At 41.9% G+C, this 12,149-nt stretch carries 13 protein-coding genes; 10 read left to right on the top strand and 3 right to left on the bottom strand.

From position 1 onward, the window contains the following. Positions 1-9: 9 nt before the first annotated feature. Positions 10-537 carry a hypothetical protein gene (locus tag ECA01S_RS09565; protein ID WP_067394573.1) on the bottom strand — a complete coding sequence of 176 codons (528 nt, stop codon included), beginning with the start codon at positions 535-537 and terminating at the stop codon, positions 10-12. Further along, entirely contained in the window at positions 527-2,809 is a 2,283-nt protein-coding gene (locus ECA01S_RS09560) for a hypothetical protein (RefSeq protein ID WP_067394570.1), read from the bottom strand. Before ECA01S_RS09560 ends, ECA01S_RS09565 begins: the two co-directional genes overlap by 11 nt. 248 nt (positions 2,810-3,057) lie before the next feature. On the opposite strand from ECA01S_RS09560, the gene yycF reads away from it, so the two are divergent. Genes yycF through ECA01S_RS09540 form a run of 4 tightly spaced genes read left to right on the top strand, consistent with a single transcriptional unit; the run spans position 3,058 to position 7,757 of the window. Next, positions 3,058-3,762, top strand: a complete 705-nt coding sequence (gene yycF / locus ECA01S_RS09555) for a response regulator YycF (RefSeq protein ID WP_067394567.1) — start codon at positions 3,058-3,060, stop codon at positions 3,760-3,762. A 6-nt stretch (positions 3,763-3,768) separates the two neighbouring features. Then, positions 3,769-5,601 carry a cell wall metabolism sensor histidine kinase WalK gene (gene walK / locus ECA01S_RS09550; protein WP_067394564.1) on the top strand — a complete coding sequence of 611 codons (1,833 nt, stop codon included), beginning with the start codon at positions 3,769-3,771 and terminating at the stop codon, positions 5,599-5,601. After that, entirely contained in the window at positions 5,598-6,902 is a 1,305-nt protein-coding gene (locus ECA01S_RS09545; RefSeq protein WP_067394561.1) for a YycH family regulatory protein, read from the top strand. Before walK ends, ECA01S_RS09545 begins: the two co-directional genes overlap by 4 nt. Beyond that, positions 6,903-7,757 (top strand): two-component system regulatory protein YycI, encoded by an 855-nt coding sequence (locus ECA01S_RS09540; protein ID WP_067394558.1) that lies wholly within the window; start codon positions 6,903-6,905, stop codon positions 7,755-7,757. Positions 7,758-7,831: 74 nt separating this feature from the next. Here the strand turns inward: ECA01S_RS09540 and ECA01S_RS14380 are convergent, their stop codons facing one another. Further along, the gene (locus ECA01S_RS14380; protein ID WP_071858958.1) at positions 7,832-8,128 is read right to left on the bottom strand and encodes a hypothetical protein; all 297 of its coding nucleotides are present in this window, start codon (positions 8,126-8,128) and stop codon (positions 7,832-7,834) included. A 183-nt stretch (positions 8,129-8,311) separates the two neighbouring features. On the opposite strand from ECA01S_RS14380, the gene arr reads away from it, so the two are divergent. The 6 genes from arr to ECA01S_RS09510 all read left to right on the top strand — a co-directional run bounded on the left by arr (position 8,312) and on the right by ECA01S_RS09510 (position 12,130). Then, positions 8,312-8,722 (top strand): NAD(+)--rifampin ADP-ribosyltransferase, encoded by a 411-nt coding sequence (gene arr, locus ECA01S_RS09530; RefSeq protein WP_067394550.1) that lies wholly within the window; start codon positions 8,312-8,314, stop codon positions 8,720-8,722. A 57-nt stretch (positions 8,723-8,779) separates the two neighbouring features. After that, a complete protein-coding gene (locus ECA01S_RS09525) occupies positions 8,780-9,217 on the top strand; it encodes a universal stress protein (protein ID WP_067394548.1) in 438 nt (145 codons plus the stop codon). Positions 9,218-9,264: 47 nt separating this feature from the next. Next, positions 9,265-9,429 (top strand): hypothetical protein, encoded by a 165-nt coding sequence (locus tag ECA01S_RS14195; RefSeq protein ID WP_169792775.1) that lies wholly within the window; start codon positions 9,265-9,267, stop codon positions 9,427-9,429. A 573-nt stretch (positions 9,430-10,002) separates the two neighbouring features. Then, complete coding sequence (locus ECA01S_RS09520) at positions 10,003-10,584, top strand: hypothetical protein (protein WP_067394545.1); 582 nt, start codon at positions 10,003-10,005, stop codon at positions 10,582-10,584. A 31-nt stretch (positions 10,585-10,615) separates the two neighbouring features. Further along, positions 10,616-11,263, top strand: coding sequence for a class D sortase (locus ECA01S_RS09515; RefSeq protein WP_067394542.1), 648 nt, complete (start codon positions 10,616-10,618; stop codon positions 11,261-11,263). 9 nt (positions 11,264-11,272) lie between these two features. Continuing rightward, on the top strand, positions 11,273-12,130 hold the full coding sequence (locus ECA01S_RS09510; RefSeq protein WP_067394539.1) for a hypothetical protein: 858 nt from the start codon (positions 11,273-11,275) through the stop codon (positions 12,128-12,130). Positions 12,131-12,149: the final 19 nt, after the last annotated feature.

Genomic DNA, 12,149 nt, shown 5'->3' with positions numbered 1-12,149 from the left:
ATTTTTATATTAGTTCACCATTAAGGTTACTCCCGATGCGACTTGACCCTGTTTTTCCTTTGTTTCAGGGTCATACAAACTAAAGGTAGCGGTGGCTTTATGCACCCCTTTTGCCAATTTTTTCTCTAATTGGACTTGCTTGATTTCCTCGCCTGGCTGAATTGCACCAGATGTATAAATCAAATCTTTATTATCATCTAAACGGACTTCCACATTAACTGGATAGGCGTTATGAGGAGGATTCTGGATAAATAAGTCGCCGACAGCGGTTTGTCCGTTGACGGTTGCCTCTGAAGCAATGACCATGTTGAAGTTGCTGGCGTCCACCGCAGCTTGAGCGTATTTTGCCATTTCTTCATCCGTGATTTTCTGCGCATCCTTACCATCAGGAAGAAAGTCGCCACTAACGATAGAAACAGGGACCTCATCCTTATGAGTGAAATAGCGATAGGCGATAGTGCCGCCGACAGCTAAAAGTAATAGCAGTAAAACCCATAAGATACGCTTTTTTGATTTATTTGCTTGTTCAGTTTGCATTTTCCGTTTCCTCCTGTGCAATGATAGTAAAAGTAAAATTGTAGGCGACATTTTTGACTTCTGATACTGGCCCAGAATAATTTCCGGTGAGATAAACTTCAGCTTGATTCTTATCTGTCTCCCAGAATGGTTCCAGTAACATGACTTTGCTATCTTCGGGAATTGGCCCCTCAGTGAGTGGCCCCCAAACTAACGGATTATTTGTTTCATCTGTATAATTTGTCGCTAGGTTTAGCAATAATTTGTAAGTATCTGTTGGAGACAAGGTGGTTGCTAGAGAAACATCTGAATCTGACTCAGCCGTAGGAGCAACTTCCGTCAAATCTACTTCAATTGGAATGTTACTATTATTAATAAACTCGTATTCGTCTACGTTTTCAGCTTTCCCAAATTCAGTGGTAGGACTTTTGAATATCATATTTACAGGGATATTTGTGTTGATTACTTTTGTAAGATTCACAGTTGTTTCTACCCAAAGGCTGCTGGAAGAGATACCGCCAATGGCATTACCTGTTACTTTGGCATACAAGTGATAAATCCCACCTTCTATATTATTGAAAGTAGCGTTTGTCTCAGGTGTGTTTTCATCAGGATTTACACTAATTTTATTTATAGAGGCGTCTTCTAATTGAAATTTTTCGTCTATAGCTGATTGAGAAATACTGTCGGTAATTGGATTTGATACATCATAAAGCTGATTTTTAGTTAGCATATAATCGACCGAAGAGAGGGTGCGGTCGTTTGGCGTATAATCAGTTATATCTACATCGATTTTGCTTTCACTATTAGAAGTGGAAGGTTCTCCTTCAACACCGGAAAGAAAGAGGTCTTGTTCATAAATGATACTCCGTGCATTAGCAGGGGAAGTATTAGATATTTCAGCGGACGTAAGTATGTTACCTTGGAAAACATTAGTAGTATTAGCTGAATCTAAATAGTTGACTGAGTATGAAGTCCCTAAGTCTTGGTCAGTCCGATAGAAGGTAGCTTTCCCACTTGCAACGACATTTCTGTTATCTGTTTGTTGAATTAAAATATAATCTGGTTGATCACAATTAAAATCAGTCATTGATTTCAAATCAATAGCGGTTGATGAAGATACTAACTCTGTACGGGAGTTCTTACTAAGATTAAAGGTGATTTTATTATTGTTAACATTAATATAGTTAGAACTTCCACCACCGTCACCTTTATATTTTTCATACCTAAAAAAGCCATTTTCTTCCACATTCAATACGCAAGGATTACCAGACCAAAAAAGCCCATTTTTGCTAGATCTTGTTTTTAAAGAGGCATTCTTTTCAATAGTTACAACCATTTGATTTTTATTAGAATCGTCAAATCGTCCATAAAAAAGAACATCACCTAATGACGTATCATTATCAACGAAAGTTTTTGAACCTGAGGAAAAATCAACAATGTTAAACCCTTCTACAAATTCCCCACCGTATGTGCCAGAGTGACTTACAAAGGAGTTGTCTCCTTTGTAAGTTAAGGAAATTCCTCCCGTATCAGCATAAAAAGGTTGAGCTCCGTTAGTTAATTCATATTGAATATTTTCAACTGTTAAAGAAGACCCAGCAGTATTCATCCGCATGATTCCCCAATAATTCCCATTGGGATATTCTTCGTTGCCGTAATTTATATTTTTGAGGGTGATATTAACTGCGCCAGTAGCTTCAAAGTGTCTAGAAGTATATCCAGAACTCGTAGTATATAAGATTGAATAATGATTATCAGGATCAGCGGGATCCTTTTCGAGGTCTTTAATGCCATTAATAACGGTGCTTTTTGATAATGTAGTTGTTTTATTTGTGTATTCGATATCTGCTGTCAGTTGGATATAATATAGACTTTGACTGTCATCAGTTTTTTTATTAATTGTGTCAATTGCGCTTTGAAGCTCTGCAAATGTCGCAACCAAATAAGGATTTCCTTCACTTCCATCTTGAGTAGCAAGGTCGAGAGATGTGGTCGCGACTAATGACTGCATTTTTGGTTTTTCAACAGTACTTTCACTACTCTCGCCCCCAGCACTCTGACCACTGCCACTTCCTCCAGTAATATTTTCACTACTACTTACTTGCGTACTTTCACTGGTGGAAGATTCCGCAAGGCTTTCTTCAATTAAACTTGTATCTAACAAGCTATCTGTCGTAATCGTTGTCGTTTCAGTAGTACTGGCCTCCGTAGTAGCCAAGGAACTGCTAGTTGTGGTGGTGATATTTCCTAGTAAAGAGAGCAGTAATAATGGGAAAAATACCTTTTTCATTAAGTCACCAACTTCCGTTAAATGTAATCTGTTTTTTTATGGTTATTTTTTAATTAGAATATACTCATCTACATTTAATCATTCTATCTTATTTCTTTATAAAAATAAAACATTTTGATTAAAAACGAGTATTTTTTTATCACGAAACGTATACGAAATTTCCACCATTTTTGTTTTGCTGAAAGTATCTGCAAAATAAGGTATAATAGACCACAGTAAGACTAAGACAGAAATATGAGGTGTACTAAGTGAAAAAAATACTCGTAGTAGATGATGAAAAGCCGATTTCTGATATTGTCAAATTCAATCTCACGAAAGAGGGATATGAAGTGCATACCGCCTATGATGGTGAAGAAGCGCTGGAAATGGTCAAAGAAGTGGAACCAGATTTGATTTTACTGGATTTGATGTTACCGAAATTAGATGGGCTGGAAGTGGCTCGTGAAGTTCGTAAAAATTATGATATGCCGATTATTATGGTGACGGCAAAGGATTCTGAAATCGATAAGGTTTTAGGTTTAGAACTAGGCGCGGATGATTATGTGACGAAGCCTTTCTCTAACCGTGAATTAGTGGCACGGGTCAAAGCGAACTTGCGCCGCGGAGGTAATACACCTAAGGAACAGGAAGAGGATAACCCAAGTGAATTGGTGATTGGTGAATTGACGATTCATCCTGATTCTTATATGGTGTCAAAACGGGAGCAAAAGATTGAATTGACGCACCGTGAATTTGAATTGTTGTATTATTTGGCGAAACACTTAGGTCAAGTTATGACCCGGGAACATTTATTGCAAACGGTGTGGGGCTATGATTACTTTGGCGATGTTCGGACAGTAGACGTGACGGTGCGCCGTTTACGTGAAAAGATCGAAGACAATCCAAGCCATCCTAATTATCTAGTAACACGTCGTGGTGTTGGCTACTATTTGCGCAACCCAGAACAGGAGTAAGCTTACATGAAGAAGAAAATCCATTTTTTTCAATCAGTCAATTTTAAGATTGCCATTGCGTTTATCTTATTGTTGATGATCTCGATTGAAATCATTGGCGCTTACTTCATTCGTGACCTTGAAAAAACCACCATCACTTCTTTTCGTGAAAGTACCAGTGCTCAAGTCGCCTCAATGACGACGACAGTTGCGGGAACATTGAACGAAACGGATGCGGATCGGGCGGAAATCGACAATCGACTACAAAAGGTGTTGAATGACATGTCCACAGGGGAGATGTTGGAGGCGCGTGTAGTAGATGACCGGGGGATTGTTCGCGCCACTAGTGACTTGAATCTGCAAGGCGCTGTGGGAAAAAAGAACGATTACCCTGAACTGAACGATTTTACGTCCCGTTCGATGGACGGCATTGACGACAATGGCCGCCGTGTGTACATCAATATCCAAGCCATCCAATCCCCGACTGGCGATTCTGTCATCGGGGCTCTTTACGTTAAGAGCGACTTGGAGAAAAAATACACAGAAATCAGTGATATTGCCATTATCTTCTTTACCGGCTCGCTGATTGCGGCAGTGGTCTCCGTAATTGTGGCTTTGATTATTGCCCGAACGATTACGCAGCCTATTGAAGAAATGCGGGAGCAGGCCTTGCGGATTTCGCGGGGAGATTACACGGGGAAGGTCAAAGTTCATGGACGAGATGAATTAGGTCAGCTAGCTGAGACCTTTAACACCTTAGCGGAACGAATCGAAGAAGCGCAGGATAGTATGGAGGCCGAACGAAATCGGCTGGATAGTGTCCTAGCCCATATGACGGACGGGGTTATTGCCACGGATCGTCGTGGAAAAGTGATTACTATTAATGAAATGGCGCTGTCGCTTTTAAGTGTCTCTATTGATCAAGCAATCGGCAGCTCGATTTTGGAGCTGTTGGATATCGAAGAGGATTACACGTTGCGCCGTTTACTAGAAGAAAGCAATGAAATCTTGATTGACCGTTCTTCTTCGCAAGAGGAACGAGACCAAATGATTATTCGCGTTGACTTTGCCATGATTCGTCGTGAATCGGGCTTTATCAGTGGGTTAGTTGCGGTAATGCATGACGTAACGGAGCAAGAGAAAAATGAACGGGATCGTCGCGAATTCGTATCGAACGTTTCGCATGAATTACGGACACCGCTGACGAGTATGCGCAGCTACATTGAAGCCTTGTCAGAAGGGGCGTGGCAGGATCCAGAGATTGCGCCGAATTTCTTGAATGTGACCTTAGAAGAAACGGACCGCATGATTCGCATGATCAATGATCTGCTAAATCTATCCCGGATGGATGCCGGCAATACTAATTTGCAGATGGAGTATGTCAACTTCAATGAGCTAGTCAACTTTGTGTTGGATCGTTTTGATATGATGATTCAAAATGAGAATCGCAATTACACCATTCGCCGTGAATTTACCAAACGCGACCTATGGGTAGAAATCGACACGGATAAAATCATCCAAGTGTTAGATAATATCATGAACAATGCGTTGAAATATTCACCAGACGGGGGCGAAATTACCTGCCGCCTATTGGAAACCCATAATAATGTGGTTTTCAGTATTAGCGACCAGGGTCTAGGGATTCCGAAGAAGGATTTGAACAAAGTCTTTGAACGATTCTACCGCGTCGATAAAGCGCGGGCTAGAGCTCAAGGGGGGACTGGTCTAGGTTTGGCTATCTCGAAAGAAGTCGTGCGGGCCCATGGCGGTTCAATCTGGGCTGAAAGTGAAGAGGGGACCGGCTCTACATTCTTTGTCTCCTTACCATATGAACCATATGAGGAGGACTGGTGGGAATGAAAATTACCGAACGCGTGATTCGTTTTGCGCTGATTGCCATGATTGCGCTCAGCGTCTACCTCTCCTTCAATATTTGGCTAAGTCCGACTATGAAGCGCAACAATGTTCAGACGAGTGAAGAGTTGGCGCAAACAAGTAATACTAATAAAAAAGCTGCCACAGACACCTTTGCCCCTCTTAGGCTGATTCGTCACGCAGAAGGCAAAATCCAGTTGACGACAGGGGAAAATTTGATTAGCTATGTTCAAAATGAGCTGATTCACAGTAAATTTGGGGCATTATCGCAAACGGTGTCTGAGGACAATGCGGCATATGCTAAAGCGCTGGAAAGCGACGACGCGATTGAACTGCGCTATGTTGGACCAATGCTACTGACAGAGTACTTGCGCATCTACGGGCTAGATATGGATTTGGACCAAGTGCAAGACAGCGACAGCGTCTACTTTTCGCGAATCATGGTGTTGCTGGATAAAGGCAAAATCCGCTTTTTCAACAATAATCGGCGCAATGTCTATGAAGCCAGTATCAATGTTGACAAAGGTAAAATTCAACAATTGTTTCAGGAAAATGAAGCGAAATATCTGACTGTCAAGGAAGGCTTTCCTGTGATGGAATGGCAGTATTATTTGACGGAACCAATCAAAATGAAAAAATACAGCTATATTTTAGCTTCGCAGTCCTTTACGCGTTTCCGTGACTCCTTTTTCAAGGATCCGACTGATTTGCATATGAACGAAGACAGCCGGGATTTGATTTATTCCAGTGATACGGAAAATATGGTCATCTCTGAAGCCGACAGTATCGTGGCTTTCCAAGGGGTCTTTCATAATGATAGTGAGCCTGATATTTATGCCGACAGTTTCCAATTTGTCAGTCCTTTAGGAACGACATACAGCAGTCTGCGCTATTTTGACCGGACTAAGGATCGCATTGATTACCGGACATTGATTGAGGGCTTTCCAGTATTTGGACCCCAGGAAAAGGGGCAAATCTCGATTACCTTCAGCGATAATGGCAGTGAGCGGCGAGTCGGAATTCGAACGAGTCTTGATACCATTCAAGTCCCTATTCCAGCTGACGAAGAAGTTACGATTGAAAGCTCCGATAAAGTATTGCAGACGTTGATTGATCACGGAGCGGATTCCAGCAAGTTTGAAAACATGTTGATTGGTTACACGTGGCAAAGTATCGACAAGGTGAAGCAAGTGGTGGACTTTTTACCCGAATGGTACGTCAAATATGCTGATGAATGGCTCTCCGCCAAAGACTTGCAGCAACGCTTGGATACGGAGGTGGAGTAAGTGGATTTTAAACGAATCGAGCAGATTTTCTTACTAGCATTTTTAGGCTTGAACATGTTCCTATTCTCCATCTACCACGACGGTCTGGCTAGCGAAAGCAGTGTCGGTAACTTGAACCAGACGGAAGGTATTGAAAAACGTCTGGAGAATGACAATATCAAATATGGCGACAGCCTTTCCACGAAAATTTATGAAGGTTATTATCTAAGTGGCGAGGAAACCAATCTCCAACAAGCAGTTGAGCAAGAGCGCAAAGATAGTGGCAATAAAAACTTTCTTAAAGAAAATACTACCTATAAAGCCGGCGTCCTCACCAATTTTCCCAAAGAAAATTATTTTCTGAAGGAAGAAGAGATGCGCGAAGGCGTCAATACTTTTTTGACCTCCAATGCGCTGCTTTATGGGAAAGAGTACAGCTATCTCGGACATTTTTCTTCTTTAGATGGCGAGTATCCTGAGGTGGTCGCGACGCAAAGTTTTGAGGAGATTCCTTTCAATGATGAAACAGCGCGCCTGACGCTGACGCTGGAACCCGCGGATAACCTGTGGAAAATCACCAAATACACCCAGACCCATATTGGGCACATTGAGCGTTTACGGGAAAAACAAGAATTGTACACGGAACGCGATGCGATTCGAACCTTGTACGTGAATAATCGTATTCCCGCAGACTCTGAAATCAAATGGACTCAGCTTGCTTATGCACGGATCTATAAGGTGCGGGAAAAAAATGTCTATGTGCCGGTTTGGTTTGTAGCAATTGCCAGCAATGGTAACAATTCGCAAATCGAGCATGTCAATGCTATCAACAATACCATCATAACGAACAATACAGTGCAACGTGTTGATGATTAGTGAAATCAACCTAGGATCTTAACGGATCTCTAGGTTGATTTTTTTGTGGAAACAAACGACGTACTTTTTTCGTATTATAGGTAGAGAGGGAGGGATTGGGATGCGTTGTTCATCATTGAAGCCGCGACAATTTGCAGAAAATAGTGATCGTTTTTTAGAAAAGCATATTCGCCAGCATTATCTAGAGGAACCGGATGCCTGCCTGTTGCTGCGAGAAGTCGCTTTTGTCGTGGTTTTGCGGCGTTTAGCAAGCCGTGATGTAACGCCTTGCCAAGAGTTGATTCGTTCCTTATTTCAAAAGCCCTATGAAGCACCACTTCTCGGTTGGTTAAGCCGTTTATATAAACTTTTTCGTCACTATTTCTCATCATTAGAATTTCGGCAGATTTTACGCCGCCTTTTTCCGTTTGCACCTGTTGTGGGAAGTAAGCTTTTTAAGGTGTGTGAAAAGGTACGGATTTCTTTAGTCTGCTTAACTCAACTTTCACGGAAAACTTCTCAGTACCTCTTTGTCCGAGCCTCGTGGTATAGTGACCATGAAAGGGGCGAATGCAATGTCAGACGTATTAGATCCAGGACCATTTTTCCACGGTACCAAGGCAGAATTGCCATTAGGCGGATTGCTTGAACCACGCCGAGAGTCCAATTATGAGGCAGGCCGCATCTCTAACTACATTTATTTTTCAGCGACCTTAGATGCTGCCAAGTGGGGTGCTGAGCTCAGTCGCGGGTCAGATGCTGAACATATCTATTTGGTGGAACCAACTGGAGATTTTGAAAATGATCCGAATTTGACAGACAAACGGTTTCCTGGTAATCCTACGCGGTCTCACCGCTCAAAGGAACCGTTGAAAGTTGTCGCAGAATTAGGCAGTTGGGAACGCCATCCAGACGAAGCAATTCAGAAAATGTTAACAGGCCTAGCGCAGCTGACCGCAGAAGGAAAAAATGAGATTATCGACTAGCATTCCGCTACGAGTTCTTCCAGGTAGATGGTATAATTAAGGTAGGAGGTGAGCACCATGAAAAAATTCCAACGAATCTTAGTCGCAGTAGATGGGTCCGAGACCAGTGAACGGGCGTTTAAAGAAGCCGTCTCATTGGCCGACGGTGATACTACCTTACACGTGCTCTATGTCATTGAAAGTACCGGCAACTATTTTGGTGAAATTGCGCTAAATACCCCGCAAATGTACGATGAGGTCATTGAGAAACAGGAACGCAAGATGGAAGACCGCCAGGCCAAAGCATTGGCACAAGGCGTCGGCGAAGTCGTGACCCATGTGGAATACGGCTCACCGAAAGAAATCATCACCAGCTATTCCAAAGGCGCAGAACCAGTGGATCTGATCGTGATTGGTCGGACGGGTCTCAACGCACTGGAAAAACTATTAGTCGGATCGACCACCAACTATGTCATTAACCATGCCAACTGCAATGTTTATGTCGTCAATATCTAGTTCCCCTTGACGGATGTTAGCTACAAAAGGCGCATCATGCAGAGGATGTGAGTGAGATGAATCAATATGATTTATGGAAATGGGCGGCGGGCAAGCGCACGGCGAAAGCAACTACCTACAGCTGGAAAAACTGGTTGTATGTTTTAGGCATGCTAGGTGCTTTTGTCGGAATCATGCTGCTGTACTATCTTATTGCTATTCTGTGGCAATAACCGCTAGACGAGAAGATAACGAAACTGTTATCTCCTCGTCTTTTTTTGCGGATAATTATACGGCAACTCTCCGGCTTGGGTGCATTTTTAAGTAAACGCTTTCCATTAGTTTAATAGAGAAAAGAAAATTTTGAGAAATGGATTTAAATTTACAATGTTATATTTTTTAAAAGTAAAAAGAGATAGAGAAAAATAAAAATTACATGACAGACCTCGAAAACGACAAATAATGTCGGCTTAAAATTCCAAAATACCAGTGAATCGAAAAAAAATTCTAAAATAATAGTAAAATATTCGATTTCATTCGACAAATAGCAGACGATTTTTACTAGTTGATGAGAAGTATTCCATCTTTTGCACATAGTTGGTTCATAAATTGCGTGTTATATTACGGAATCTGAATTGTTCCTTCCTCCAAATTGTAGTATAGTTTATCATGTTAGGTATGTTTTTTTACACAAATCTTCACAGAAAAAACACAACTGTTATGTGAAACGCGAACATTACCTGACCTAAATTATGTGGTTATAGGGTTTTTCCCTTTTCCAAATCTATAAGAAGGAGGTCCAATGAATGAAGAAACTTGTTAGCTTTGTGGTATCGCTTCTAGCGGTTTTCATGTTAGCAACGCCAGCTTTCGCTGATGGTGCTATTACTGCCGAAGAACAACAAATCATGGATGCTTTAAACACACCTGTGACTGTTGGCGGCAAAGAGTTTAACTTAACAGCTAAGTATACAACTCAAGCAGAAAACTATCTGAAGCAAAACGACTTGACTACTGCGCAAGTAAACACAGTAGTCAGCAACATCCAAGCAGTGCAAAAATTACTTTCTTCTGTTGATGTCGACACAACAAATGTCACAACTTTAGAAGACTTAGTTAAAGCATTGCCTCGCGATGTGATCCTACAAATCCAAAGTCACGTAACAGCGGCAGCGGATGCGTTAGGTCTAGTTGTGCTTAGCTGGAATGGTGGCGACATCCAATTAGGAAAACAAAATGCGGATGGCTCTACTTCACCAGTCTTCAGCACAGGCAGCACGATCAAAAACACAGGAATGAACTATGTGACAAGTTTGGTCGCTGTTGGGGCTCTACTAGTGATCGCAGCAGGCGCGTTTGTAGTAGGTAAAAAAGCACGTCTTGCGTAACAAGCGAAAACTACTGAAAAGAATAGGAGTAATGTTTATTACTCCTATCCTCTTTTTAGTGGTGGGTTATTCACTAATGTACGTGGTCGGCAGACCTGTTATCCAGTTCGCATCTTCTTCATTGAAACTGTTTCTCTTGGCGGACGTACCAACGTTTGAGAGACAACAAGACGCCTTCGCTGCTGTAAATGATGAAGAGATCAAAAAAGATGCTGACGATGAGATTCCTTCTAGCCAGATTGAATATCCTAAAGGTGGATATCAATACGGCGAAGTGATTGCAGAGTCATTGGACTTGGATATGCCGTTGTACTACGGTGATACCGATGAGATTTTACGTCAAGGAGCGGGCCAATATATGGGTTCCGTGTATCCTGGAGAAGTGGGCACTAGCTTGATCGGCGCTCATAACGGCTACGGATTTGGCAAATTCATAGGGATCGAAAAGGGTGATATCGTCAAGGTGAAAACGACGTACGCCAACTATGAATACAAGGTAACAAAGATGGATATTCGTCATAAAGACGATCCTGAAATTGAGGCAGCACTGGAACAACGTGATACACCAAAAATTATTTTTTACACCTGTTACCCCGTTGATAGTATCGGGATGACAGATGAGCGGGTTTTCGTTTTTTGTGACTTAGTCAAAGGGCCTGTCATCAATCCAGCAAAGTAGGAGGGAATCATGCGAAAACGTTCAACGATGCAAACTGTCTCGCGATGGATTCTAGCTTTCATCTGTTCCCTCGTACTGTTTGCGCTATTAGCACTTGGCGTCCTGAAGATGACCTTGTTTAATCAAGAGTTCATGATTCGGGCAACAAAGGAAAGTCAGTATGCCGCGACCATTACCACCGAGATTAATACTCGAATAGCCGACCTAGGGCGAGGCAGTAATTTCTCAGAAGATATCTTTGAAGAGGTTGTACCGCAAAGCCTCGTTCAAGAGAACATTGATAGCTACATTCGAGGAATCTACACGGATGTACCTTTTTCCGTAGACGGTAAAGAACAAATTGAAAAAAACTTAGATGAAAAGATACAAGCATATGCAGATGAAAAGGGCTATGACCTCACTGAGGAAAATACCAAACAAGCCGTTCAAACCTTTAAGGATGCGGCTGTCTCAAGCTTTGATCAATTCATTGAAATTCCGTACATCTTGACTTACGGAAGAAAAGTGATGGCCTATTCAAATACCTTGACGCTGTTTATGATTTTATGTGGCGCCCTGTTTTTGATTCTATTTATTGGGGTCATCTATTTAACCAGTCGCTGGCGGCATCAGATTTTCCGCTACATTGCCTATACACTAGGCGGCAGTGGCTTGATGCTCTTAACGCTACCAGCCATTATTTATTTTTCTAGAACGATTGATCGACTGGGGATTACCTCACAGTCGATGTACCGATTTTTGATTACTTATCTAAATGATTTTGTTTTAACCTTTATCAAATGGGGCGGAGTAGTCATAATGATAGCCATTATTTGTTGGTTTATCAGTGAAGGGATGCGGAAGAAAGTCGCCCGCAGCAAAAACTAAAAAAAGAGAGTAGAGACGT

The organism is Enterococcus canis NBRC 100695 (assembly GCF_001544375.1).
Lineage (GTDB): Bacteria > Bacillota > Bacilli > Lactobacillales > Enterococcaceae > Enterococcus_H > Enterococcus_H canis.
Note: the sequence above shows the minus strand (reverse complement) of the source record. Positions and strands in the feature narration are given on the sequence as shown.